This window comes from Abyssibacter sp. (genome assembly GCF_964229365.1).
Classification (GTDB): Bacteria; Pseudomonadota; Gammaproteobacteria; order Nevskiales; family OUC007; genus Abyssibacter.
On sequence record NZ_CAXRDQ010000067.1, the window covers coordinates 1 to 25,654 of the forward strand.

A 25,654-nucleotide genomic window follows, 5' to 3' on the forward strand; every position below is an offset into this window, starting at 1 on the left:
GCCATATCTGGCCGCCAACGCAAGGCGACTGCTTCCAGCAGCTGATCAAGGCCGGTCTGCTTGAGCGCGGACACGTGCACCCGAGTTGGCGCACCGTCGGCACCGCAGATCACGCCGACACCGAACTGATCGCTCACATCAACCTTGTTGTAAACCTCGAGCATTGGGCGACCGTCGGCCCCGATTTCTTTGAGTACGGTTTCCACATCGCGCATCCGTGCTCCGCGCTCGGGGTCGGAGGCATCGATCACATGCAGGATCAGATCGGCCTCGACGGTTTCTTCCAGGGTGGCACGAAACGCCGCGACAAGCTCATGCGGCAAATCGCGAATGAAGCCCACGGTATCCGCCAGCACGGCGGGCTCCCCAGCGGGCAGCTCCAATTGTCGCAAGGTCGGGTCCAGGGTGGCGAACAGCTGATCCGCCGCGTACACACCGCCGGTCGTCAACGCATTGAACAACGTGGATTTACCGGCATTGGTGTAGCCCACCAGCGAAACCGTGGGCGCGGCATTGCGTCGGCGCGCCTGGCGGCCGAGCTCGCGCCTGGCCCGTACGTCGTCCAGGCGCCGCTTGAGATTCTTGATCCGCTGGGCGAGCAGGCGGCGGTCGGTTTCCAGCTGGGTTTCACCCGGCCCACGCAGGCCGATCCCGCCTTTCTGACGCTCCAGATGCGACCATCCGCGCACGAGCCGGGTGGCCAAATGCTCCAGCTGGGCGAGCTCAACCTGGAGCTTGCCTTCGTGCGAACGGGCGCGCTGGGCGAAAATGTCCAAAATCAAGCCTGCTCTGTCGAGGACACGCGCCTTGACCTTGGATTCCAGATTGCGCTCCTGGCTCGGGCTGAGATCGTGGTTGACGATGATCACCTCGGCCCCGTCCGCCACCACGCGTTCCGCAATCTCGTCAGCCTTGCCCGAGCCGACGAAATACCGAGGGTCGGGCGTCTGTCGCCGTCCTCCGATCTCGCCGACAACTTCACCGCCAGCAGACACGACGAGCTCAACGAACTCGTCATGCGATTCGTCGAAATCCCAGTCGTTGAAATCGAGATGCACGAGCAGCGAGCGCTGCCCGAGTTTAGGACGTTCAAACATGGATGCCTCGCTGCGGGAACGACGCTGCTCCCGGCTGCCTGGGGTGTTCGATCAACGCGATCAGACCCACCCCGCCATCATTCGGGCATCCCGGTCGATCAGGTTTCGTCCTCTTCGCCCGTGCTGTAGCCCAGGCCTTCGGTGACGCGCACGTTCCGCGCAGGGACAACAGTGGAAATGGCGTGCTTGTACACCATTTGGCTGACGTTGCTCTTGAGCAAAACCACGAACTGATCGAAGGATTCGATCTGGCCCTGCAGCTTGATGCCGTTGACCAGATAAATAGAAACCGGGATGCGTTCCTTGCGCAGGATATTAAGAAAAGGCTCCTGCAAAATTTGTCCCTTAGACATGACCCATCCTTTGTGGCGCGAGCCGGGCGTTTAAAACCCAAGTTATTATGTGGAGTCGGTGGTAACCGCAAACCTGCCAGCAGCCGAATTCAGGCGACTGAATTCGACCGGCTGATCGGCTTTTACTTAGCCTACCATAAGGTCAGTTATTGGCTGGACAACAGATGTTGCTCGACCAGGGCTAACGCACGCTGCGTCGGCGCCTCGTCCAGGCGCAACCAATGCAATCCCGGCTCCTTGCGCAGCCATGTCCATTGGCGACGCGCCAACTGCCGCGTCGCAGCCTTGCCGGCCTCGACCGCGTCGGCCAACGAGCAATCGCCGTCCAGGTGCCGCCAGATCTGGCGATACCCCACGCTGCGCATTGATGAATGATCGGCGGACAGGGCCGTCCGCAGCCGTAGCCGCTCGACTTCCTCGACAAAGCCATCGCTCATCATTTGATCGAACCGGCGCTCGATCCGCGCGTGCAGCGCAGCGCGGTCGTCGTCGGCGATAGCCATCGACAACACCGTCCAGTGGCCATCCCGCGCTGGGGCGACCACCTGCGCAAAATGCTCGCTGGGCGGACGACCTGACAACTCGATGATCTCCAGCGCGCGCTGGATGCGCTGCGCATCGTTCGGGTGAATGCGCTCCGCGCTGGCAGCATCATGTTCGGCCAGTTCGGCGTGCAGCGCCGCCCAGCCCAATGTCGCAGCCCGTTCGACCAGGCGCTGCCGGAGCTGCGCATCGGCGCTGGGCAGTTCACTCAGACCATGCAGCAAGGCTCGGTAGTACAGATGCGTGCCGCCGACCAGCACGGGCAACCGGCCTGCGGCATGGGCGGCTTCGACCTGTTGGCGGGCGTCGTCGACAAAGCGCGCGGCGGAATAGGTGTCTTCCGGTTCGCAGCAATCGATCAGCGCATGCGGGTAGGCGCGTCGTGTCGCCGCATCGGGTTTGGCTGTTCCGATGTCCATGCCCCGATAAACCAGCGCGGAATCGACGCTGATCAGGTCCACCGGCAGGGCATCTGCAATCGCCAGCCCCAGTTCGGTCTTGCCCGTGGCCGTCGCGCCCATCACGCAGATCACCGGCTTGGAGGTCATCGCCCGCGCTGGAACAGCCGGTCCAGTTCCTTGAGGCTGATCTGCACCCAGGTTGGCCGGCCATGGTTGCATTGGCCGCTGCGCTCGGTGCGCTCCATGTCGCGCGGCAGCGCATTCATTTCGGCCACCGTTAGCTGGCGATGGGCGCGCACCGAAGCGTGACAGGCCAGCGTTCCTAGGCGCTCGTCGCTCAACCGTCGCAACTCCCGATCAGCGCCGGCCTCCTGCCCCATTCGCCCCAGCAGGTCGGCCAGCAGCGTGGCGACATCCAGATCCGCTAATGCCGTTGGCACACGGCGCACGGTGACGGTGGTCGGACCCGACCGCGTGAGTTCGAACCCGCCATCGGCCAGGATCTGATCACAGGCCTCAGCCAGATCGGCCTCACGTTCGGAGACCGCCACATCCAGCGGGACCAGCAGCGGCTGGCTGGGCACGACGCCCGCGTCACGCTGGCGCTTGAGGGTTTCGTACACGATGCGCTCATGCGCGGCATGCGTATCGACACAAACCAGCCCGTGGGCGTTTTCCGCGAGAATGTAGATGCCATGCAGCTGGGCACGAGCGTAGCCAAGCGGTGGGATCTCGTCCGGCTCGGGCGCCTGGTCAGGCTGCGTGTCCACGGAGGCGACGCTCGCGGCCGTGTCGGCAGTCGCCAGCCTGGCCTCGGGTAATGACGCTGGCCGCGCGGCCCAGTCATAAAGCGCGCGACTCTCCCCGGTCGCGAACCGCAAACCAGATTGCGGACCGCCAATCCCAGCGCCGACCGCTGTCGGCGCACCAGCCGACGGAGCGAACTCGGCATGATGCGGTTTGCTGGGCGCAGCACCCGACAAGGCCTGGGACACCACGTGAGACAGAAATCCGTGCACCTTCCCCTGGTCACGAAAACGGACCTCGTGCTTGGCCGGATGTGCATTCACATCCACGCCCGCCGGGTCCATCTCCAGAAACAGCACGTAGGCGGGCTGACGTGCGTGATGCAGCACATCGCCAAAGCCCTGCTTGATCGCATGGGTCACGACCTTGTCGCGGATCGGACGACCATTGACGAACATGTATTGCCAATCCGCCTGGGACCGAGCAATGGACGGCTGACCCAACCAGCCCCAGAGCCGCAACCCCGACCGGTCGTCGTCAATCTCAATGGCCTGTTCAACGAATCCGCTGCCAACCACATCGGCAATGCGCGCCGCCTGGCGGGCGACGGTGTCCGCCGGAGGATAATCACGAACGACGCGACCGTCGTGCGACAAACGGAAGCCAGTCCCAAAGCGGCTGAGCGCGGTGCGGCGCAACATGCGGTCGATGTGCCGGAACTCCGTCTGCTCGGTGCGCAGGAACTTCCGCCGGGCGGGCACGTTGTGAAACAGATCGCGCATTTCGACCGTCGTGCCACGCGGGTGGGCACAGGGCGCCGGTGCCACGCCGTCATGAAACGGGCCGGCCACCTCCCACCCGCCTTCATCGCCGGTCGCGGAGCGAATCTGCAGCCGCGACACCGAAGCAATGCTGGGCAGCGCCTCGCCTCGGAACCCCAGCGAGGCCACACGTTCCAGCTCATCCAGCGAAACAATCTTGCTGGTCGCATGCGGCGCCATGGCCAACGCAATCTGCGCCTCGGGGATGCCATGCCCGTCATCACGGACGCGTAACAAGCGAATGCCTCCACCACCAGCGTCCACGTCGATTCGCGACGCGCCGGCATCAATGGCATTTTCCAGCAGTTCCTTGAGCACAGAGGCCGGGCGTTCGATGACCTCACCGGCGGCAATCTGGTCAATCAGGTCGGGGGGGAGTTGGCGAATCGTGCGTGCTGACATGCGCGCATGGTAGCGCTCACCGCGGTGTGCAGGCGATCTTCGCGTCGGCAGTCAGGCCCATGGAGCGGGGGCTAATGCGTGCTTGGAATGGTCAGCCTGTCACCAATCCGGATCGTGTCCGAACCCAAACCGTTTGCAACGCGCAATGCCGCCATGCTGATGCTGAAACGCGCGGCGATTTCCGAAAGCGTGTCGCCGCTTTGCACGGTGTAGGCGTCGGCGACCGGTTCTACCGCACCCGCATCGGATGCAGAGGCCACGGTCATCAACGGTCTGTAGTCCGAAAAATAGCCCTGGATGCCCTTCAACAAACGCTGGGCCAGCCGCGCCTGAAAGTCCGAATCGCTCAAACGCCGCTCTTCTTCCGGGTTGGAGATAAACGCGGTTTCCACCAGCACGGACGGAATGTCCGGCGCCTTGAGCACCAGGAAGTTCGCCTGCTGCACGGTCGTCTGGTGCAGACGATTGATCGTGCCGATCTCCCCCAGCATCCGCTCGGCAGCGTCGAAACTCGCCTCCAGCGCGGCTGTCTGGGAGATATCGATGAGCACGGAGGCCAGCACGTCATCCTTGTCGTCCAGCCGGACCCCGCCGATCAGATCGGATTCGTTCTCGCGCCGCGCCAGCGTGCGGGCATGCTCCGAGGAGGCGCCACGCTGCGACAGAATGTAAACACCGGAGCCGCGTGCTCGGCGGTCGGTGAAGGCATCGGCATGGATGGACACGAACAGATCGGCCTGTGCCTCGCGCGCGAGCCTCGTGCGCTCCCGATGATCGATGTAGTAGTCGCCGTCGCGAATCAGCACCGCCCGCATATTCCGCTGCGCATTGACCAGCTTGGCCAGCCGCCGCGAAATCGCCAGCGCGACATCTTTTTCCTTGGTCCCGCGAGCGCCGCGCGCACCGGGGTCTTCGCCCCCGTGCCCCGCGTCGATCGCAATAATGATGGGCTTTTCGGCCATTGGCACCACTGGCGCCGGGGGCGCTTCGGCACTCGTGGCGCGAGTCGCCGGCGTGATGGTCGGCGTGCCGGTATCGAGATCTACGACCAAGCGGTGTCCGTAGCGTCCGCTGGGCGGCAATACGAATGATTTGACCCGCACGGACTTCTGCAAATCGACCACAAGCCGCAAGGTATCAGGGCTGCGTTGGCCGGTTCGCACGCGGTCGACGATGCCACGGCCGTCAGCCCCGCCGACGGCTCCCCGCGAGGCGTTGGGCACGTCGATGACCACTCTCGATGGATTATCCAGCGTGAACAGCTTGTGTTCGATGGCACCGGACAGGTCGAACACGACGCGAGTGGAATCTGGGCCGGGCCAGACCCGGACATCCTGCAATTCCACCTGCGCAAACGCCCCCGACGCCGCTAACCAACCGAGCAGCACGAAGACCCAAGATGTGAGGTTTTGTCCAAGGCGCCGACGCATGCTGGCTCCCCTGCACCCGAATTCGAGCACGACGATAGCTTGCGCCGCGAGATGTAGCAAGCGCTTTATCGATGTTTTTTAGTGAGTTAGAGCGAGATACTCAGGTGATGGGTTTGAAAGAGGCCCTAAGCAACTCAAGTATTTGACTCCCAACCATGGAGCCCGCTCGCGCAACAACGCGCCGGCCGGCGCCCTCGTAGTCCAGGGTCAGGTGCATATCGAAGCGTTCGGACAGACTCGGAATACGCTGCGGCCATTCGATCAGCAACAAGTCCGGCGTGGCCTCCTCGACGCCAAGCTCGTCCCACTGAGACTCATCGCCCAGCCGATACAAGTCCAGATGCCACACCTGGCGACCCAGGTCGTACGGCTCGACCAAGGTATAGGTCGGGCTGGGGACGGCGGCCTGCCATCCCATGGCCTGCAAGACACCACGCACCAGCGTCGACTTGCCGGCGCCCAGCGGCCCGTTGAGTGCGATCCAGCTGCGCTGCGCCTCGGTGGCCTGTGCCAAAGCCTGACCCAGCGCCAGTGTCGCTGCCTCATCAGGCAGCGACCAATGCACCGTATCGCTCATGGCCGCGGCAATACCTTGGACAGCGCGTCGATCAAGTCACTCGGTAGCAAGCCGACTTGCCCGCACTGAGCGGCAGCGATGTCGCCAGCGCGTGCATGGGCAAGCACCGCGCCGCGCACGGCATCACCCAAAGGGCTCCGCCCCGCGGCGGTTCCGCCGATGATTCCGGAGAGCACATCCCCCATGCCGCCAACCCCCATTCCGGGATTGCCCGCCGGGCAGAACGCAGACAGTGCATCCGGCGCGACGACCCAGGTTCCGGCGCCCTTGAGCACACTGGTGCAGCCCCAACGATCCAGTAACGCTTGCGCGGCGGCTAGCCGGTCCGATTGCACCTCTCCGGTCGAGCAGCCCAACAGTCTGGCCGCCTCGCCAGGATGGGGTGTGATCACGGCTTGCGGCGACAGTGGCCTTGGTGCCTCGGCGATCAGGTTCAGGGCATCGGCATCCAGAACCAATGGCCGCGAACCGGCGTGCTCCAGCACCGCATTCAGCAATGCCCTCGACCAGTCGGACTGACCGAGTCCCGGCCCGCAGACAATGGCGGAAGCCGGCTCCAGCCACTCGCGCAGGGGGGCCGCATCATCAGCGACCTTGACCATCAGTTCAGCCTGGACCAGCGGCAGCATCGCGGCGTGGTCCGGATGGGTGATGACCGTGACCAGACCCACGCCGCTGCGCAACGCGGCCCGCGCGGCCATGAGCGCGGCGCCCGGCATCCCCGGCTGCCCACCAACAATCACCAGATGGCCGAAATGGCCCTTGTGCATGTCGGCGCCACGCGCCGGCCAGGCCGCATGCAGATCCTCGTCGGTCAGCAGTCGCGCTGCGGCCTCTGCGTCGGCGAATGCCCCAGCAGGAACATCACAATCGGCGAACACGACGTCGCCGACGCAAGCCGCTGCGGAACCCTGATAAAGCCCGAGCTTGCGCGCGATGAAGGTGATCGTTGCGTCCGCGCCTAGCGCGGCGCCCAACGGCATGCCGGTGCAGGCATCCAGGCCGGAGGGGATATCCAGGGCCAGCACCGGTCGCTTGCCCCGATTCACACGCGCCACCCAGTCGGCCGCTTCCCCGTCGATCGCACGTGACAAGCCGATTCCGAATAGCGCATCGACGATCACGTCGGCCGCATCCACATGCGCTACCTGGCAGCGTGTTCCGCCGGCTGCCTCGAATGCAGACCAGGCTTCGGCAGCAGCGCCCCGTAGCTGCGTCGGGTCCGCCAGCAACACGAGTTCCACACGCCGGCCATCGAGCATCGCCAGGCGGGCGAGCTCAATACCGTCCCCGCCGTTGTTGCCGCCCCCCGCCAGCACCAGCAGATGCCGGGCTTCCGGCCAGCGTCGTCGCAACTCCTGATACGCCGCTTTCGCGGCTCGGCGCATGAGTTCAAAAACCGCAATTCCGCATTGCTCAATGGCTGCGGCGTCAATCGCGCGCACGGTCTCCGGCAAATAAAGCCTTGAATCATCCATGCCCGGCATTATAGGTGGGTGCCAATGCCAGCCTCGAACCCATGACCCCCGATTTGCACGCCGTTGCATCCTTGATTCGGCAGTGGGCCGGCGAACTGGGTTTCCAGTCGGTCGGCATCACCGGCTTCGATTTGGACGCCGATATTGAGCATCTGCAGCAATGGCTGGCCGATGGCCGCCATGGCTCCATGACGTACATGGCACGCCACGCCGGGCTGCGTGCCGACCCCGGAACCTTGCAACCCGGTGCGCTGCGCTCGATTTCCGTCCGCATGAACTACATGGGCGAATCCCCCGCGCAGATGCAGGCCTGCCTTGATGATCCCGATCGGGCCTATATCTCGCGCTACGCGTTGGGCCGCGACTACCACAAGCTCATCCGTAAACGATTGAAAACATTGAGTCAGCGCATCGAAGGCACGGTACCCGGGACACGCAGTCGGCCGTTTGTGGACAGCGGACCGGTGCTGGAAAAGGCGCTCGGCCGCGACGCCCGACTGGGCTGGATCGGCAAGCACACGCTGCTGCTCCATCGTGAGGCAGGATCATGGTTCTTCCTGGGCGAGATCCTGACCGACCTTCCCCTCCCGGTGGACGAGACACCAGCGGTCAAAGATTTGTGCGGAAGTTGCGCGGCCTGCATCACGGTTTGCCCGACACAGGCGATTACCGGCCCGCGTCAGCTCGATGCCAGACGCTGCATCTCCTACCTGACGATCGAACACCGTGGCAGCATCCCGGAAGCGCTGCGACCAGCCATGGGCAACCGCATTTTCGGATGCGATGACTGCCAGCTCGTCTGCCCCTGGAACCGCTATGCGCAAACAGCTGCTGAACCGGACTTTGTCGCCCGTCATGGGCTGGAGTCCGCCTCACTGATCGATCTGTTCGAGTGGGACGAGCCCAGCTTTCTGACCCGAACCGAAGGCATGCCGCTGCGGCGAACCGGTTACGTCGGCTGGCTACGCAACCTCGCGGTCGCGCTGGGCAATGCGCCGACCAGCGAAGCCGTGGTCGACGCCTTGCAGCGGCGGCGCGACCACCCATCCGAACTGGTCCGCGAACACGTGAACTGGGCGTTGGCGCGTCACGGCGCGAGTTGACAGTGCGTAGCCGGAGGGGCGGATTCATAGTCGGCCACCGTCCGCTTCGCATAGTCCGCTGCCGACCGTTTCAGGCGCGCAACAAACGGGTCTGCGCGAGCGGGACAACCGAGTTCCAGCAACGCCGACACCAGATTATTGATGGCGGGCAACCAATCGCCATCCAGCGCAACCGACTGCTGAAACGAAGCCTGGGCGGCCGACCAGTCGCCCTGCGCAGCCTGGGCATTGCCCAGCGCGAACCACGTCAGGCGGCTATCCGGCCAGCGGTGCGCGGCCTGCCGCAACGCCAATAACCCGGCCTCCGGCTGGCCCGTATTGATCAGATCATCGGCGGCGCGAACCCAAGGCTCCAGAGACGCCATCGGCGGCATATGAGCCGGCTGGGCGACGACGAAAGCCCACCGCTCGGCTCGCTCCCAGGCCTGCGACAAGTCGGCGCGCGACATCCAGTGGCGGCGAGTTGTACCGGAACGCAGCACCCAGCCGGTTTCGGTTTCGCCAATCACCACCGCGTAGTGCCACACGGGCAACCAGCGAACGCCCAGGTTCAGCAAGATCAGGACGGGATAACCGGCTTGCAGGCTGCCGCTGAGATGATCCAGCGTTGGCTCCAAGCGCAATGGCAGGCGTGCGAAGGACCTCGTCGCCGCCAGAAGCTCGGCCTGCAAGCTGCCCTTGCGCTCGGCGATCCAGACCTTGTCGACCAATGCGTCGGGCTCGGTGGATACGCCGCTGTCGACCAGCACAGTGGCCAGCGCAGCGGGTCCGCACTGATAGGCGGATTGCGGAAAAAAAGGCGTGTGAACGAGTTCGGCGCCGCTGGCAGGCGGCGCCGATGGTTGCAGATGTGCGCAGCCGCCCAGCAGGGCAGCCACAAGGATCAGCCGAAGATTCAGAAGCCGCTGAAGATGTTGGTCACACCGACCAGTTCGAGAATCAGCAGAACAATGAACACGATACCGACGACTTCGATCACCCCGGCACCGGCCGGCAGCTGCTCGAACTCGTTGGCCACCGTGGCCAGCTCCTCGTCTGTCATGGCATCCATCCGGGTGTCGATCATCTCCTCGGAGACGCCATAGGCGAGCAACTGCTGCCTGACATCGTCACGGGAGAGCACGCGGTCGATCTCGGCACGATGGTCGGCTCGCATGGCGTCCTGCGTGCCAACCATCGCCGCGGAAGCCGCCCCCAGAACCCCCATGTTCACCAGAATTCCGACCATCATGGCCACGATCCAGCGGGTCGCGCTTCGCATCATTTCGCACTCCATTGCTGCAAATTTGTCCGTATACATTAGCTCAACCGAGCTACAACATAGACAGGAGACAGAGACTTCCGTTCAGTCCGACTGCCAGGCCGCCTGAATCCGGTGCATCAAATGAGCTGTGGAGGCGTCGTGCGAACCGGCGGAGCCATCGGACAAGCCATCAGCCAGTTGCCGCTCGATCACCGAGGCCAGCTGCTTGCCCAGTTCTACGCCCCACTGATCGAAGGCGTTAATGCCCCAGATCACGCTCTGGATATAAACCTTGTGCTCGTAGAGCGCGAGCAAGGCGCCCAGAGAGGCCGCATTGACCGACGGCAGTAAAATGGTCGTGCTTGGCCGGCTCCCGCTGAACACGCGATGCGGGACCGCATCCTCCAGGGCCTGGCCACTAAGACCCTGCTCACCCAGCTCGACACGAACCTGCCCCGCCGATTTGCCCTGCATCAGAGCCTCGCTCTGCGCCAGGCAGTTCGCGACTAGCATGCGGTGCTGGGCATCATTGTCGTGAGATGGCCGCACCGGCAGGATGAAATCCACCGGCAACCGCTGCGGCCCCTGGTGCAACATCTGAAAAAACGCATGCTGGCCGTTGGTGCCAACATCGCCCCAGAGTGCAGGGACCGTCTGGTGCTCCGTCGGCTCACCGTCACTGCAAACCGATTTGCCGTTGGACTCCATCTCGAGCTGCTGCAAATAGGCCGGCACGCGAGCCAAGGCCTGGGCGTAGGGCACGATGACTTGTGACGGCAGCGCCAGCGCATTGCTGTTCCAGATCCCGACCATCGCCATCCAGGCAGCGGCGTTGGATTCCATAGGCGCCACGCGCACGTGTTCATCCATGGCGTGCGCGCCGCCGAGCAATGCCCGGAAGCGGTCCATCCCAAGAGCCAATGCGATCGATAATCCAACCGCCGACCACAAGGAATAGCGTCCGCCCACCCAGGACCAGAAGCCGAACATGTTGTCGGTGTCGATACCAAAGGCGCTGACGCGCTCGGCCGCCGTGGACACAGCGACGAAATGTCGGGCGACCGCCGCCTGATCGCCCAGCGCCTCGACCAGCCAGGCCCGTGCGGTGCGCGCATTGGCCAAGGTCTCGACCGTGCCGAAGGACTTCGACGTGACCACGAACAGCGTGGTCTGTGGTCGCAAACCGCTCAGCACGCGCACCAGTTCGGTGGCATCCACATTGGAAACGAAATGCGGCCGCGGCCCTCGGACCGACTCGGCCAATGCCTCGCAGACCATGCGGGGACCCAGATCCGAGCCGCCGATGCCGATGTTCACGACGTCGGTGATCGCATCGCCGGTATGACCGACCCAGGCACCGCTGCGCACGCGGTCAACGAATGCCTCGATGCGGTCCAACACCTCATGTACGTCCGAGGCAATCGCGGGTCCGCCCGGCGGGTTCACCGCGTCTTTCGGCGCTCGCAACGCGAGATGCAAGGCCGCTCGATTTTCGGTGAAGTTGACCGGATCACCCGCGAATTGCTGGCGCAGGTGCGCCGCCACCTTGGCCGAACGGGCGAGTGCCCATAACGCGTCCAGTGCTGCCGCATCAACGGCCTGCTTGGAAAAATCCAGGTGCAGGCCAGCGGCATCCAGGCTCATGCGTTCGACCCGCGCCGGGTCGGCCTCAAAAAGCGATGGGGTCGGCGTGCCGCGTAACCGTTCAGCCTGTCGCGAGAGATCCGACCAAGCGTCGGCCGACGCGCCGCGAGGACGCATCAGTTCGTTCGATCGGACTGTGGGTTGCCAGCGCCGCCCAACGGCACCGTCAAGCCGCCTGCACCGGGATGGTGTTGCGGGAATGCGTGACCTGATTGGTCTCGTCGAGGTAGACCAGCCGCGGCTGGTGGCGGCGAGCTTCGGCCTCATCCATGCCGCAGTACGCGCAGATGATCAGCCGATCACCAGGCTGCGCCTTGTGGGCCGCCGCACCGTTGACTGAAATCACGCGGGATCCGCGCTCACCCAGAATGGCGTAGGTCTCGAAACGTTCACCATTGGTAACGTTGTAAATCTGCACCTGTTCGTATTCCAGGATGCCGGCGGCATCCAGAAGGTCCTGGTCGATTGCGCAGGAGCCCTCATAGTCCAGTTCGGCATGCGTCACGCAGGCACGATGGAGCTTTGCTTTCAACAGGGTGACGTTCATAGGGCGAACCTCGCCGAGGCTTGTGACCGAACACTGTGGTTGAAGTCAGTAAGAATCAAGGGAAGAGCTGGTGCAGAAACGGACGCTGGAGGGCGGCACAAAGACTCGACTCGCTCCCCCCGCACCAGCCGGATAGTCTAAATCGCGTTGCCCGCCGCCTCAAGCGGCCAGTGCAGGATCATCGAGACGAATGTTGTCGATCAACCGCGCGGCGCCTAGTACCGCGGCGGCCAGCACGACAAAATCGCTGTGCTGCGAGGTCGCGGGCTCCAGTTCCGGTGACAGGATATTGAAGTACTGCGGCGCAAATCCGGCCGCGCGCAGTTGAACGCGCGCCGCCTGCTCCAGCGCAGCGAAGTCGCGATGCCCCGCCCGCAGCGCACGCCCGGTAGCCACCAGCTGCTGTCGCAGCACGGCGGCGCTTGCGCGCTCCTCATCGGACAGATAACGATTGCGACTACTCATCGCCAGGCCGTTGGCCTCGCGGACCGTGGGACCGGAGAGAATCTCCACCGGTAGGTGCAGGTCTCGCGCCATCCGCCGGAACACCAGCAGTTGCTGATAATCCTTCTCACCGAAGATCGCCTGCTCCGGCTGCACCAGATTGAGCAGAATCGTGACAACGGTCGCCGCGCCAACAAAATGCCCGGCACGAAACTCGCCACAGAAGCGCTCGACCAGCCCGTTGACGACGACATTCGTGGCGATCGGATACCCCTGCGGGTAGATCTCGTCCACCGATGGCGCGAACACCACATCGGGCGCCAGCGGATCCAGCTTGGCGAGATCGTCGGCCAAGGTGCGCGGATAGCGATCGAAATCCTCACCCGGCGCAAACTGCAACGGATTGACGAAGATGCTGACGACGGTGCGATCGGCGCCGGTCTGCACCTGCTCCACCAGCGACAAATGGCCCGCGTGCAGGTTGCCCATGGTCGGCACGAGCGCGACCCGCTCACCGGCTGCACGCCAACGCGCCCGCAATGCCTTCAGCTCAGGGATTGTCTGGATCAGTTTCATCCGAATCCGTGCGTGGGCTGCGGGTATGCGCCGCTTTTCACCTCTCCCACATAGGATGCGAACGCAGCCTCGACCCCGCCAGCCTCCGCCATATAGTTTTTGACGAAGCGCGGCTTGCGGCCAGCGGTCACGCCGAGCATGTCGTGCATGACCAGGATCTGACCGTGCGCATGCGGGCCGGCACCAATCCCGATCACGGGTACGGACGTCGCCGCCACAACCCCTTGCGTCACCGCATTGGGCACGCATTCCAGCAGTAGCATGTCGGCTCCCGCCTGCTCCAGTTCGCAGGCCCGATCAACAATGGCCTGCGCGGCTGCCGCTTCGCGACCCTGAACCTTGAATCCGCCCAGCTTGTGGACCAGCTGAGGTTGCAGACCGAGATGACCGCAAACGGGAATCCCCTGGTCTGCCAAGGCCCGCGTCACTGCAACCTGCGACTCGCCGCCTTCCAGCTTGACCATGCGCGCACCGGCTTCCTGCATCATCCGTCCGGCAGCTTCAACAGCGACCTGCGGGGAGCGCACGCTTAGGAAAGGCATGTCCGCCACCACCCAGGGGCGCCGGACAGCGCGTGTCACGCACTGCGTGTGATAGATGATGTCGTCCACACGCACCGGAACGGTGCTGTCATGCCCCTGCACGACCATGCCCAAGGTGTCGCCGATGAGAATTAGATCGACCCCAGCGGCTTCTTGGGCAACTGCAAACGTGGAATCGTAGGCGGTCAGGCATGCGATGGGCTCACCCGATTCGCGCATGGCTCTCAGGTCGCCCAGTGTCAGCGGTTTGCTGCCTGGAGATTGTTCGCCAGCCTTCATCTTGGCTCCGGGAGAAAAAACGCGCGCGATGATAGCACCGCGCTCCGACTAGCCCGGCAGATGGACCCGGCCAGGCGGGCCCTCCACGGCATCACGCACCGCCGCATATGCAGCCTCGTCAGCAACCAGATCCATCGCCTCGGCATCAACGATGACCAAATGCGGATGCTGATAGTCCGCAAAAAAGGCTTGGTAGCGTGCAGCCACGCGCTGCAGATAGTCCGCATCCAGACTTTGCTCGCTTGCGCGTCCACGCTGACCCACGCGGCGGACGAGTACATCGGACGACGCGTAGAGATACACCACCACATCCGGCACCGGTGCTGCCCAGGCCAAACGGTTGAACAGCTCTCGATACAGGCCAAAATCGCCGGCTGCCAGCGTCAGCTCCGCAAACAAGGGGTCTTTGTCGAAGAAAAAGTCAGCGACAGTGACCGGCTCGGCAAACAGGTCTGGCTGGCGCAAGCCGTCGATCTGCCCGGCACGCTGGAGCAAGAAGCACAGCTGTGCCTGGAATGCGTAGCGTTCCGGATCGTCGTAAAAGCCTTTGAGAAACGGATTGTCGTCGGGCGCTTCGAGCAGCAGATTCGCCTGCAGATCTGCCGCCAGACGGTGCGTCAGCGTGGTCTTGCCGACGCCGATGGGGCCCTCGATGGCGATGTAGCGGCTCACGGCGCCCAGGCCTCCACACGATGCAGATCGGCGCGGCTGATACGGCCGGCCAGTTCCGAGAGCACCCGTCCGTTTGGCAGATGCAGATCAGGCGCGACATCGAGCAACGGAAACACCACAAACGATCGTTCCTCCAGGCCCGGATGCGGCAGCACGAGATCATCAGCGACGAATTCATCGCCTCCGTACAACAACAAATCGATATCCAGCGATCGCGCGCCCCACCGGGTCTCCGATCGGGTTCGTCCGAACCGCTGCTCGGTTGCCTGCGCCTCGGCGAGCAGCGCGCGGGGCGCAAGCTGCGTACTCACCTGAACGACGGCATTGCAGTAATCAGGCTGGTCCGCCGGCCCCATGGGCGCGGAATGGTAGAGACGGCTGACCGCCGTGCATCGCGTCTGTGGCCACAATCGAATCGCGCGGACAGCCGCTCCCAGCGTGGTGGACGGCACGCCGAGATTCGCGCCCAATCCAAGATAGGCGACGGCGTTGGCAACCACGGGCTAGTCCGAGGTCGGCGTCTCGCCGGTACGCCGGCGCCGACGACGCCGACGCTTGGGGTTAGGGCCACCCGCCGGGGGCACGGGCGCGTTGCCCTGCTGGTACTCCGTCCACCACTGCACGAGTTCATCCGTCTCCTCGCCCGCCGCGGCGCGCAGGATCAGAAAATCGTAAGCAGCCCGAAACCGCGGGTGGGCCGCCAGGCGCTCCGGCCGACGGCCGTTACGGCGATGAAATCGCGGCTGCAGAGCCCAGATCTCCCGCATCGGTGTCGAGAAACGCCGGGGCAGCGCAACGGTTTCCACCTGTTCCGCGGCCACATCGCCGGAGTGCTCGGGAATCGTCTGCGCGAGGTTTTGACCATTTTCGATGGCCGATGCCATCGCGTCCCGCAACGCGGGCCATAACAACGCAGCGAACAGAAATGCCGGTGTTACGGGCTTGTCTTCGCGCACGCGGGCCGCCGTGCCCTGTAACGCACCACGAATCAGCGTCTCGACCCCGTCTTGGTGCAGGCAGGCCGCAGTTTGCGGGAACAGCACCTGAAAGAGGCCCAGCTCGATCAGGTCGTCAAAGTTTTTCTCGGCTTGCGCGGACAGAAACAGCTTGAGCACTTCGTCGAACAGCCGCGCACCCGGCACGTCGGTGAGCAGATCCGCGAGTTCGCGGATGGGCGCCGCGGTGGCCACCTCGATATCGAAGCCGAGCTTGTTCGCGATGCGCACCGCCCGGAGCATCCGCACGGGATCCTCGCGGTAGCGCGTTTCCGGGTCGCCGATCAGCCGAATCTGGCGGGCAACCATGTCGTCCATGCCGCCCACATAGTCAACCACTGAGAAATCCGTGACCCGGTAGTAGAGCGCATTGACCGTGAAGTCACGACGAAAGGCATCGTCTTCCAGGCTGCCGTAGACGTTGTCGCGCAGAATGCGCCCACCCTCGTCGAGCATGTGATCGTGATCGTCCAGGGCTTCTTCGGCTTGCTCCTCGCCCTCTTCCGGCGAGCGCGGCTGCGCGCGAAACGTTGCGACTTCGATGATCTCGCCGCCCGCCCGGACATGAGCCAGCCGAAAGCGACGGCCAATCAACCGCGCCCGGCGGAATACGTCTCGCACCTCTTCCGGCTTGGCGTCGGTGGCAACATCAAAGTCCTTAGGCTGGATGCCCGCGAGCAAGTCGCGAACGCCGCCGCCAACGAGATACGCCTCATAGCCTGCGCGCCCCAGATCGTAGAGCACATCCAAGGCGCCCTGAGAGATGTCTTGCCGAGAGACGTTATGCGCGTCTCTCGAAATAATTGTCGGCTCAGAAATAACGTGTTCCTTTGCGTCCCGGCCCGCAAACCGCCTAGAACATCGGCGACGGGATTGAATTGCTGAAGTTGCCACCTATAATACCGCGCCCCGGCACAATGCTCCCATCGTCTAGAGGCCTAGGACACCGCCCTTTCACGGCGGCGACAGGGGTTCGAATCCCCTTGGGAGTACCAATCCGCGCTATCCGGCACCCCCTCACTGGGGGGAGCACGCCCGTCAACATGACTGGTAGCGTTTCGTCCTTTCGAAACAATCAGCGACTATGATCGCGGCAAAGCTGCACGTTTCATGCATCAAGACGCCATGCATGGCGATTGCAGCTCATGCACCGACGCGGCTCCGGCAGAGTCGCTCTTTTCGGATCTGGACGGATGCACTACTACGACTCGACGGGTCGGCGCCGTTTGAAACGCCGATATGTCTGGGGCTGCTACGGATTCTTCTTCGGAATCGTTGTCGGCGCCGTGCTCTCCGCCGGGCTGGGCTAAGCTGCCAGACCTCGGCAGGGAGCAATTTCGGTTGACTGTGGTCTGACTCCCCAGCACTGGCGGCTCCACCGTCGGGGGCGAGGGTTGAGAGTTCGGATGACACTCCAGACTCTCAAGACAACGATCAAAACGTAAAAACGTTCAACCGAAAGGATTGCGAAGTGAAGCTAAGCAAGATCTCTCTGCTGTTCACCGCGTTCGCTGCGGTCGCGACGCTGCTGGCTGCACCCGCGCACGCGGACAACCTGCCCGACTTCCGAACCCTGGTGAAACAGAACCAGGCGGCGGTCGTGAATATCAGCACCACCCAGGCTCAACCGGCCCAGGGCCAGGGCTTCGGTTTTGACCTACCGGAAAACCACCCCTTCAACGAGTTCTTTCGCCGCTTCGGCGAGCCGAACATGCCGCGGCAAAGACCGGCCCAGTCGCTGGGCTCGGGGTTCATCATCTCGGACAATGGCACGGTTCTGACCAACGCCCATGTGGTCAAGGACGCCGATGAAATCATCGTGCGCCTGTCCAACCAGCGCGAGCTGACGGCCCAACTCATCGGCCTGGACGAGCGCTCCGACGTGGCGGTTCTCAAGATCGAGGCGTCCGATTTGCCCACATTGACCCTGGGCGATTCCGACAAGCTCGAAGTCGGCGAATGGGTATTGGCCATCGGGTCGCCCTTTGGCCTGGATTTCACTGCAACCCAGGGCATCGTTTCCGCCCTGGGCCGCAGCCTGCCATCCGACTCGTATGTCCCGTTCATCCAGACCGACGTCGCAGTCAATCCGGGCAACTCCGGTGGCCCGCTGATGAATACCAGCGGCGAGGTCGTGGGCATCAACTCGCAGATCTATTCGCGCTCAGGCGGCTACCAGGGCGTGTCCTTCGCGATCCCGATCAACACGGCCATGCAGGTCGCCCGGCAGATCGAATCCAAAGGTTACGTCAGCCGCGGATGGCTGGGCGTAAGCATCCAGAACGTCACCCAGGATCTGGCACGCTCGTTCGGCCTTGACCGCCCGCGCGGCGCGCTCGTGGCCAATGTGCTGGACGGCAGCCCTGCCGAAAAAGCGGGGATCGAGCCCGGCGATATCATTCTCGAGTTCAACGAGCAGTCGGTCACCTCTTCCGCGTCGTTACCCCCCATCGTGGGCGAGACACCAGTCGGCAGTAAGGTGCCGGTTCTGATTCTGCGCGACGGCAAGCGCAAGACGCTGAAAGCCAAGATCGAGGAACTCAAGGAACAGGATCAGCAAGTGGCCTCCAACGCCTCCGGGGGGGATCAATCCTCTGGCGGACTGGGCGCCAATGTGCGCGACCTCACCGATGACGAGCGCGAAGCCCTGGGCATCGATCGCGGCGGAGTCGTCATCGTCGGCATCGATCGGGACAGCCCGGCCGCTCAAGCCGGCATTCGAACCGGCGACGTCATCCGGCGCGTTGGCCGCGAAAACATCGGGTCGGCCAAGGAACTGCGCAAGGTCGTTGATGGTCTGCCCAAGGGCAAGCCAATCTCGGTGCTGGTGCAGCGCGGCGAAAATCCGCTGTTTGTGGCCGTGACCTTGCCGGACTAACAGAGCGTTTACGACGCTAGAGAGAGGCCCGGCTCTGCCGGGCCTTTTTTGTGTGTCCCTAGACCGGCCCGTTTGGAATCACCTCGGGACCACTTGCCGCCCAGTCCAGGAGACCACCGACCCTGGCCACAGCCGCGTACTGACGAAGCTGCGCAATCTGCGGCGGCAGCAGCAAGAATTGACCGCTGCGATGCGCCTCGATCGCCTCACCCGGGCTTAACCATCGGGACTCGGTCAGCTCGACGCCATCAACGGCCGCTTCGCCCTGGTCTGTGGGGGCGGCCGCCAGAAAGAAGCGCGTGGAATAGCGCAATGGGGACGAGCTTGGTGTCGTCCAGAAACTCACATAGTGCAACGGTGCCAACTGGGCGTCGGCAGCGTACGCGTTCACGGTCGACAACAAGCCTTCACCTCGGTGCAGCGCCTGACGCACCTGCATACGTTGCTCGTCTAACCAGCTCGCCCGCAGACAGGCCAGCCCGGTTTCTTCCAGGCATTCGCGAACGGCAGCGACCTTGTAGGGCTCCAGGTCAGTGCCGCTCAGCGCCAGTGGTGTCGGGATGGTCACATCCGCCAAGCCATCGTGAGTTTCGACCAGGCCGCCAGGAAACACCCAGGCGTTTGGCGCGAATCGAGCCGTTGCCGGGCGACGAACCATCAGCACACGGTTATCCGGTCGCGCCAACACCAACCCCGCGGCCGCGACGGGCACGGTGCCGGTCCTGCGCTTCGGCATCACGACCTCAGGTGGCGTCCCGGCGCTGGCCGGACCACTGTTCTCCGTTCTCGGTGATGCGGTACTGGACACGTTCGGAGAACGTGTCACCGACCTTGCCGTTGCGGAATCTCCGATAGGCAGCGAAACCGTTCTCACCCAGGCCGCCGACGCCGTCGGTCTTAACCCAATCAGCCACATCCTTGAGCAAGCGGACCTTCACGTCAGCTTCCACGTCGTAGGTATTTGGGTTCACCGAATGTTTTCTGACGATGTCGATGCTGACGATTTCATATAATCCCGGAAACGCGCGCATCCCCGGATACGCAAACGCCGAATCGAGTTCGGTTTTTACGATCGCTCGCGGGCTGGGTCCACTGACGCAGCCGGCAGCCGACACCAGCGCCAACGCGGCCAGCATCATCAGGATATTCTTGTAATTCATGGCCACCATCACGTCGCCAGCCAGCCTTTGGATTCGTCTCGCCGCATTAGTCTACGACAGCCTCGTGGTCGCGGGGATCTGGATTCTCGGCACGTTTGCCGTGCTGCCTTTAACCGGTGGGGTGGGTGTCACCGCCGGCATGCCCTGGTACCGCATCTACCTGTTCGCCCTGGCCGCGCTGTTCTTCGTCGGTTTCTGGTGCCGCGCAGGCCAGACGCTGGGCATGCAGGCTTGGCGCTTGCGGGTTCGCAGCCGCAGCGGCGGGCGGCTGATGATTACCCAGGGGGTTGTCCGCCTCGTGGTTGCCTGGGTCACACTGGGGCTTGGGTTTCTTTGGTGCCTGATCGACCCTGAGCGACGCGCGCTGCACGACCTGGTCGCGGGCACCGAAGTCGTGCGTGAGCCACGATCGCAATAGATTGTGGCCACCGTGGTCTCAAGCTCTTCGCCCCACAAAACCGCAGAACCCTCATGCTCAGACGATCGATGTTGTGCAGCGCCATGCTGGGCGCATTGCTCAGCATGAACGCCATCGCGTATTCGGCCTCTGGCGGGCGTATTGTCGACGCGCAGAACCGCGTGGTGCAGTTGCGCGGCGTGAACTGGTTCGGTTTCGAAACCGAGACGCACGCGCCCCACGGCCTGTGGGCTCGCGCATGGCAGGACATGCTGTCGCAAATCGAAAGCATCGGCGCGAATGCCATTCGCGTTCCGCTCTGCCCGGCGACCATCGACGGCGTCGCGACACGGGGCCAGGACCCGGCGCTCAATGCCGACCTGCTCGACATGGATTCGGCGCAGTTGCTCGACCACTTCGTTCGCGAGATGAGCGCACGCGGTTTCTACGTGCTGCTGGACCACCACCGGCCGGATTGCGAACGCATCTCACCACTTTGGTACACCCAGGATTATTCCGAGAGCGCCTGGATCGCCGATCTGTCAGAGCTGGCCCGGCGATTTCGGGATGTGTCAGGCGTTATCGGCATTGACCTGAAGAACGAGCCGCATGGCAGCGCGACCTGGGAATCCGGACGTGTCGCAACCGACTGGAACCGCGCGGCCGAGCGTGCGGCCGAAGCGGTGTTAAAAGTGGCCCCGCACTGGCTCATGTTTGTCGAGGGGATCAGCGACACCAGCGAATGCTCACAGCCCGGCCCGGCGTTCTGGGGCGAGAATCTGGAGCCGATGGCCTGCACGCCACTGAATATTCCCGCCGACCGGCTGGTGCTCGCGCCCCACACCTATGGCCCCGATGTTCATCCGCAGCCCTATTTCGACGATCCGCGATTCCCCGCGAATATGCCGGCGATCTGGGAGCGGCGCTTCGGCCAGTTTGTCGCTCAGGGATACACCGTCATGCTGGGCGAATTCGGCGGGCGCTACGGTGAAGGCGATCCACGTGACCGCGCCTGGCAGGATGCGCTGGTCTTCTACCTGATCGGCAAGGGCATCGACAGCGGATTTTACTGGTCGTGGAACCCCAACTCCGACGACACCGGAGGACTGCTACGGGATGACTGGACAACCCTGCATCAGGAGAAAGTAGCGTTGCTACGCACACTTTGGTTCGGTAACCCACGACCGCCCGAACGTGCACCGGAGGCAACCTTCGAGGAGGCGCATGCCCCTACGCCGATGCCTCCACATGCCGGCAAACCGCCCCGTCCCACACCGGCATCTGCCATCACGACGCAGGTCGATCGCCTGTCGACATGGGAGCAAGGCCAGTGCGAGCAGGTGACTGTACGTAACGACTCGCGGCATGCCGTTCTATGGAAAACCACCCGACCACTAGACGGAACAATTTCGCAGCTCTGGAACGCCGTCATGACCAGCACGGACCTGGGCTCGGAGTTCCGGGGCGTGTCGTGGAACGCCACCCTGGCGCCCGGCACAAGCGCCCACTTCGGTTATTGCCTGGAACGACGAACGACCAACCGCCCAGCGTCGCCACCCACCAGCCGGGGCGTATCCACACAGCTCGCCGTGCAATCCGACTGGGGCGCGGGCTATTGCGTGCAGGCGAAGGTGCGCAACACTGCGGCGGATACGATCACCTGGTCCGCAGAGGTTCCGATCGATGGGCGGGTACGCGAACTCTGGAATGCGCGGTTCAGCCGCGAGGGCGACACGCTGACCGTCATCGGCGAACCTTACAACGCGCAGCTCGCACCCGACGCACAGACGCAATTCGGTTTTTGCGCATTGCGCTAATCGCGTGACAGACTGAGCGACGATGCTCAGAGACACTGCTATGCGAACTCTTGTGGCGCTCGCGCTTTGCGCCTGCCAGGGATCGGCCCTCGCCGGTAGCGCCGACGACTTCGACTTTTGGGTCGGTCGATGGGCCTTGACCTGGGGCTCGGACGGTCAGGCCACCAACACCGTCGCCAAAGTGCTGGATGGCAAGGTCATCCAGGAGCAATTCGATGCCCGTCCGAATGATCGGCTCGTCGGGTTGAGCTTATCGGTCTACGACGCCAAGTCGGATGAATGGAAACAGACCTGGGCCGACAACACTGGCGCCTATCTGGATTTCACCGGCGGCCTGAATCCGGACGGCACCATGGAATTGTTCCGCCCCGCCACATCCGAGGATGGCGACCCCATGCTGCAGCGCATGGTTTGGTACAACATCCGGGGCAACTCGCTGGACTGGAACTGGGAACGATCACTCAACGGCGGCCAGAGCTGGGAAACCGTGTGGAAGATCCACTACGAGCGCATCAAGGTGTCTGGGCGTTAGCGAAGCGCCGACTGAATCAATAAGCCAGCTAGAAGTTAACGGCCGCTCCGACGCGAAACTCCGTGGTATCAAGCGTCTCGTAGTCTTGCGCCGACAGCACGATGGAAAACGCGTCGGTGAGACCCCAGCGGAATCCGCCGACGAAAACGCGCTCGTCTTCGAAGGTGTCATCATCGGCATCGGTGATGTCGATATAAGTGTATCGACCGAACAGCTCGCTCTGATCCCCGATCGGCAAGGAAAGTCCCAGCGATCCGCCGACGCCATTGTTCTGGATGGACGTGACCTCCGTCATCGGAGTGGCCGGATCGTCGTCCTGCAAGCGAACGCGCATGTGCTCGAAGCTGACGGCGACCTGTAGTGCCAAACCCCCAGCATCTTCGAACACCAGCCGCGGGCCGGCACCAACGCTGGCCGTCACGAAGTCCAGCTCCGGCGATTTCTGATCATGCCGCCAGTCAAAATCCGCATACCACGCGGCGTAGTCCCAGAACGACTTGGCGAAGCGGAAGCCGAACCCCAGATCGCTGTCGCGATCCGGTCCGTCCATGCCGAATTCGGTCTGCCCGTAGTGCAGTTCAAAATAATTGGCCTGGGTGGAATTTGCCGCGCAAACCCCCGCCCAAGCCAGCAGGCCCAAGATGGCCAGTCCCTTGATCATCGGAATCTCCGTTCCAGTTGCGTCTCCTGCAATCGATCATAGCGGAGTCGGTCAACGGACGGACATTGAGCAGCCTTGCCGTTCATGAAACACGAAGCCGGAACCGGCCGATCAGGATCCCGGTTGCTTCACGACGCGCAGGTACGAGGTCTTCGCATCCCAGCCATTGGGAAATTTGGTACGCGCTTCTTCGTCGGATACCGACGGCACGATGATCACGTCATCGCCCGACTCCCAGTTCACCGGAGTGGCGACCTGGTGTTGATCGGTGAGCTGCAGGGAATCGAGCACCCGCAGAATCTCGTTGAAGTTGCGCCCGGTGGACGCCGGATAGGTGAGCGTTAACCGGACCTTCTTTTGCGGATCGATGATGAAGACCGACCGCACGGTCAACGTGCTGCTGGCGTTGGGGTGGATCATGCCGTACAGCTCGGACACCTTGCGATCCGCATCGGCGATCATCGGAAAGTTCGGTTTAACGCCTTGAGTCGTCTCGATATCCTTGGACCAGCCGTGGTGATCGTCGACAGAATCCACCGACAAGCCGATCACCTTGGTGCCACGTGCTTCGAACTGGTCCTTCAGCTTGGCCGTGTAACCGAGCTCGGTCGTGCAAACCGGCGTGTAGTCCTTGGGGTGCGAGAACAGCACACCCCAGGCGTCACCCAACCACTCGTGGAATCGCAGACGACCTAGCGTGGTGTCTGCCTCGAAATCAGGGGCCAAATCGCCAAGTTGTAGCGCCATGTCGCATGCCTCTTTGTGAACCTGCGCCAAACCATGCGCCCGGCGCCAGCAAGTCTCAAGACATGTGCTTATAGCGTCTGCGCCACTCGGGAGCGCCGCACCAGTCGCCATGCGAGCAAGACGCCGGCGCTGCCCAGCCCGGCGATGATGCCCCACCACAGCGCGTTCGGGCCTTGACCAAACCCGAACGCCAGTACGGTGCCGATCGGCATTCCGATACCCCAGTACGCCACCAAGGTAATCAGCATGGGCCAGTTCGTATCCTTGAAACCACGCAGCGCACCGGCTGCCGAAGCCTGCAAGCAATCGAACACCTGGAACAAGGCGGCCCAGAACAACAAACCCACGGCCAACGGCGCGACCTGCTCACTCGCGGTGTACAACCGCACGATGTACTCCGGAATCATCAAGATCAGCGCGGCAGAGAAACAGGCAAACGCCAGACTCAGTGCGACACCGGTCCAGCTGGCCCGCCTTGCGGCATCCGGATCACCACGACCAATGGCATGGCCGACACGCACCGTCGTGGCAAACGCGAACCCCAACGGCACCATGAAGCAGACCGACGAGAAGTTGATCGCAATCTGATGCGCCGCGGCCGGAACATCGCCAAAACGCGCCATGACCAGCGACGTGGCCCCGAAAAAGCCGGCCTCAAAGGTCAACATCGCCGCGATCGGCAAGCCCACAACCAGCCAGTCGCGGATGGTGCTCCATTGCGGCGCCACCCAGCGGCGGAACAACGCCAACGCGCGCAGGTAACGATTCGTGTGATAGGCGATGACGAACAATGCGAGCATCACCGTATCGGCTATGGCCGTTGCGTAGCCGCACCCCACGGCACCGAGCTGCGGCGCCCCCCAATGGCCCCACATCAGTATGTAGTTGAGCAACACGTTGACCAGCAGCCCAATGATGCCGACCAGCAGGAACGGGCGCGTCTCCCCCATGCCGTCCGCACCAAAACGCAGCACCAGCATGACCGCAAACGCTGGCGAACCCAGCGACACCGCCCGCAGATAGCCGGCTGCCGATGCTGTGCCTTGCTCGGACAGCCCTAGATGCTGCATCAACGGTGCCGCCGTCACTTGCATGAGCACCAACAACACGAGGCCCACCACCACCGCCACCCAGAGGCACTGCTGCAGATAATGTCCAATGCGATCCGGCACTTCACCGCCACCACGCTGCTGCGCAACAATCGGCGACAAACCGTTCGCCAGTCCGATGACCAGCAGGCCCAGAATCATCCAGTAGCTGGAGCCGGACGCGACCGCCGCAAGATCCGTAGCCGACAGTCGGCCCGCCATGATCGTATCCGCCACGCGGGAGCCCATCATCGCCAGCTGGGCCAGCACGATTGGCGTCGCCAGGCGAAGGCAGGCGCGGATTTCAGCCATCAGCGCGGGCATGAACGGGGCTCCTGAACACGGAGAGGGCGCGGGAGTCTAGCGAAATCGTCCGCCCATCGGAGACACAACGCTGCGCGCGCCCCCGCTGCCTTTAATGGCACGGTGAAGTCCTGAATCTAAGTGCTTCTTTTAACGGCAATTTGACATGGCTTCGCT

The 25,654-nt window shown here is 63.4% G+C and carries 26 protein-coding genes and 1 tRNA gene; 6 read left to right on the forward strand and 21 right to left on the reverse strand.

The genetic code is table 11. The features are described from left to right. From hflX to ACE1EY_RS10885, 7 genes are all read right to left on the reverse strand, one after another. Positions 1 to 1,097, reverse strand: a 1,097-nt coding sequence (gene hflX / locus ACE1EY_RS10855; protein ID WP_370300168.1) for a ribosome rescue GTPase HflX, incomplete at its 3' end; no start/stop codon positions are given. A gap of 98 nt (positions 1,098 to 1,195) precedes the next feature. Continuing rightward, entirely contained in the window at positions 1,196 to 1,450 is a 255-nt protein-coding gene (gene hfq / locus ACE1EY_RS10860; RefSeq protein ID WP_291513134.1) for an RNA chaperone Hfq, read from the reverse strand. Between the two features lie 146 nt (positions 1,451 to 1,596). Continuing rightward, the gene (miaA, locus tag ACE1EY_RS10865) at positions 1,597 to 2,541 is read right to left on the reverse strand and encodes a tRNA (adenosine(37)-N6)-dimethylallyltransferase MiaA (protein WP_291513135.1); all 945 of its coding nucleotides are present in this window, start codon (positions 2,539 to 2,541) and stop codon (positions 1,597 to 1,599) included. After that, a complete protein-coding gene (mutL, locus tag ACE1EY_RS10870; protein WP_370300169.1) occupies positions 2,538 to 4,364 on the reverse strand; it encodes a DNA mismatch repair endonuclease MutL in 1,827 nt (608 codons plus the stop codon). The genes miaA and mutL overlap by 4 nt, the downstream gene beginning before the upstream one ends. A 71-nt stretch (positions 4,365 to 4,435) precedes the next feature. After that, the gene (locus ACE1EY_RS10875; protein WP_291513137.1) at positions 4,436 to 5,794 is read right to left on the reverse strand and encodes an N-acetylmuramoyl-L-alanine amidase; all 1,359 of its coding nucleotides are present in this window, start codon (positions 5,792 to 5,794) and stop codon (positions 4,436 to 4,438) included. Between the two features lie 100 nt (positions 5,795 to 5,894). After that, positions 5,895 to 6,371, reverse strand: coding sequence for a tRNA (adenosine(37)-N6)-threonylcarbamoyltransferase complex ATPase subunit type 1 TsaE (gene tsaE, locus ACE1EY_RS10880; RefSeq protein ID WP_291513138.1), 477 nt, complete (start codon positions 6,369 to 6,371; stop codon positions 5,895 to 5,897). Then, positions 6,368 to 7,849, reverse strand: a complete 1,482-nt coding sequence (locus ACE1EY_RS10885; protein ID WP_291513139.1) for an NAD(P)H-hydrate dehydratase — start codon at positions 7,847 to 7,849, stop codon at positions 6,368 to 6,370. Before ACE1EY_RS10885 ends, tsaE begins: the two co-directional genes overlap by 4 nt. A 41-nt stretch (positions 7,850 to 7,890) precedes the next feature. Here ACE1EY_RS10885 and queG point away from each other — a divergent pair, with 41 nt between their 5' ends. Beyond that, positions 7,891 to 8,952 (forward strand): tRNA epoxyqueuosine(34) reductase QueG, encoded by a 1,062-nt coding sequence (gene queG, locus ACE1EY_RS10890; protein WP_291513140.1) that lies wholly within the window; start codon positions 7,891 to 7,893, stop codon positions 8,950 to 8,952. On the opposite strand, the gene ACE1EY_RS10895 is transcribed toward queG, so the two are convergent. The 9 genes from ACE1EY_RS10895 to pcnB form a co-directional block, all read right to left on the reverse strand. Next, complete coding sequence (locus tag ACE1EY_RS10895; RefSeq protein ID WP_291513141.1) at positions 8,937 to 9,830, reverse strand: PA2778 family cysteine peptidase; 894 nt, start codon at positions 9,828 to 9,830, stop codon at positions 8,937 to 8,939. The genes queG and ACE1EY_RS10895 overlap by 16 nt on opposite strands. Before the next feature lie 17 nt (positions 9,831 to 9,847). After that, positions 9,848 to 10,216 carry a PA2779 family protein gene (locus tag ACE1EY_RS10900; RefSeq protein ID WP_291513142.1) on the reverse strand — a complete coding sequence of 123 codons (369 nt, stop codon included), beginning with the start codon at positions 10,214 to 10,216 and terminating at the stop codon, positions 9,848 to 9,850. A gap of 81 nt (positions 10,217 to 10,297) precedes the next feature. Next, positions 10,298 to 11,956 (reverse strand): glucose-6-phosphate isomerase, encoded by a 1,659-nt coding sequence (gene pgi, locus ACE1EY_RS10905; protein ID WP_291513143.1) that lies wholly within the window; start codon positions 11,954 to 11,956, stop codon positions 10,298 to 10,300. A 49-nt stretch (positions 11,957 to 12,005) separates the two neighbouring features. After that, a complete protein-coding gene (gene panD, locus ACE1EY_RS10910; protein WP_291513144.1) occupies positions 12,006 to 12,386 on the reverse strand; it encodes an aspartate 1-decarboxylase in 381 nt (126 codons plus the stop codon). Between the two features lie 159 nt (positions 12,387 to 12,545). Next, positions 12,546 to 13,406, reverse strand: a complete 861-nt coding sequence (gene panC, locus ACE1EY_RS10915) for a pantoate--beta-alanine ligase (protein WP_291513145.1) — start codon at positions 13,404 to 13,406, stop codon at positions 12,546 to 12,548. Beyond that, positions 13,403 to 14,227 (reverse strand): 3-methyl-2-oxobutanoate hydroxymethyltransferase, encoded by an 825-nt coding sequence (panB, locus tag ACE1EY_RS10920; protein WP_291513146.1) that lies wholly within the window; start codon positions 14,225 to 14,227, stop codon positions 13,403 to 13,405. The genes panC and panB overlap by 4 nt, the downstream gene beginning before the upstream one ends. Positions 14,228 to 14,275: 48 nt before the next feature. Further along, a complete protein-coding gene (locus tag ACE1EY_RS10925) occupies positions 14,276 to 14,899 on the reverse strand; it encodes a deoxynucleoside kinase (protein WP_291513147.1) in 624 nt (207 codons plus the stop codon). Continuing rightward, positions 14,896 to 15,399, reverse strand: a complete 504-nt coding sequence (gene folK / locus ACE1EY_RS10930) for a 2-amino-4-hydroxy-6-hydroxymethyldihydropteridine diphosphokinase (RefSeq protein ID WP_291513148.1) — start codon at positions 15,397 to 15,399, stop codon at positions 14,896 to 14,898. The genes ACE1EY_RS10925 and folK overlap by 4 nt, the downstream gene beginning before the upstream one ends. Before the next feature lie 3 nt (positions 15,400 to 15,402). Beyond that, positions 15,403 to 16,788, reverse strand: coding sequence for a polynucleotide adenylyltransferase PcnB (gene pcnB / locus ACE1EY_RS10935; RefSeq protein ID WP_291513149.1), 1,386 nt, complete (start codon positions 16,786 to 16,788; stop codon positions 15,403 to 15,405). A gap of 25 nt (positions 16,789 to 16,813) precedes the next feature. Here pcnB and ACE1EY_RS10940 point away from each other — a divergent pair. Together ACE1EY_RS10940 and ACE1EY_RS10945 are read left to right on the forward strand one after the other, a co-directional pair. Further along, positions 16,814 to 16,889: transfer RNA gene (locus tag ACE1EY_RS10940), tRNA-Glu, on the forward strand. 476 nt (positions 16,890 to 17,365) lie between these two features. After that, positions 17,366 to 18,772: a DegQ family serine endoprotease gene (locus ACE1EY_RS10945; protein WP_291513150.1), complete on the forward strand. Its 1,407-nt coding sequence runs from the start codon at positions 17,366 to 17,368 to the stop codon at positions 18,770 to 18,772. 58 nt (positions 18,773 to 18,830) lie between these two features. Here the strand turns inward: ACE1EY_RS10945 and ACE1EY_RS10950 are convergent, their stop codons facing one another. After that, a complete protein-coding gene (locus tag ACE1EY_RS10950; protein WP_291513151.1) occupies positions 18,831 to 19,508 on the reverse strand; it encodes an NUDIX hydrolase in 678 nt (225 codons plus the stop codon). A gap of 7 nt (positions 19,509 to 19,515) precedes the next feature. Beyond that, a complete protein-coding gene (locus tag ACE1EY_RS10955) occupies positions 19,516 to 19,911 on the reverse strand; it encodes a hypothetical protein (protein ID WP_370300170.1) in 396 nt (131 codons plus the stop codon). Between the two features lie 19 nt (positions 19,912 to 19,930). Between ACE1EY_RS10955 and ACE1EY_RS10960 the strand changes: the two genes are divergently transcribed. The 3 genes from ACE1EY_RS10960 to ACE1EY_RS10970 are packed head-to-tail and all read left to right on the forward strand — an operon-like array spanning position 19,931 to position 22,678. Beyond that, positions 19,931 to 20,350: an RDD family protein gene (locus ACE1EY_RS10960; protein WP_291513153.1), complete on the forward strand. Its 420-nt coding sequence runs from the start codon at positions 19,931 to 19,933 to the stop codon at positions 20,348 to 20,350. Positions 20,351 to 20,403: 53 nt separating this feature from the next. Next, complete coding sequence (locus tag ACE1EY_RS10965) at positions 20,404 to 22,146, forward strand: cellulase family glycosylhydrolase (RefSeq protein ID WP_291513154.1); 1,743 nt, start codon at positions 20,404 to 20,406, stop codon at positions 22,144 to 22,146. A 40-nt stretch (positions 22,147 to 22,186) separates the two neighbouring features. Further along, positions 22,187 to 22,678 (forward strand): hypothetical protein, encoded by a 492-nt coding sequence (locus ACE1EY_RS10970; protein WP_291513155.1) that lies wholly within the window; start codon positions 22,187 to 22,189, stop codon positions 22,676 to 22,678. Positions 22,679 to 22,706: 28 nt separating this feature from the next. Here the strand turns inward: ACE1EY_RS10970 and ACE1EY_RS10975 are convergent, their stop codons facing one another. The 3 genes from ACE1EY_RS10975 to ACE1EY_RS10985 form a co-directional block, all read right to left on the reverse strand. Further along, positions 22,707 to 23,339: an outer membrane beta-barrel protein gene (locus ACE1EY_RS10975; protein ID WP_291513156.1), complete on the reverse strand. Its 633-nt coding sequence runs from the start codon at positions 23,337 to 23,339 to the stop codon at positions 22,707 to 22,709. Between the two features lie 111 nt (positions 23,340 to 23,450). Beyond that, positions 23,451 to 24,086, reverse strand: a complete 636-nt coding sequence (locus tag ACE1EY_RS10980; protein WP_291513157.1) for a peroxiredoxin — start codon at positions 24,084 to 24,086, stop codon at positions 23,451 to 23,453. Positions 24,087 to 24,154: 68 nt separating this feature from the next. After that, a complete protein-coding gene (locus ACE1EY_RS10985; protein WP_291513158.1) occupies positions 24,155 to 25,498 on the reverse strand; it encodes an MATE family efflux transporter in 1,344 nt (447 codons plus the stop codon). Positions 25,499 to 25,654 lie beyond the last annotated feature (156 nt).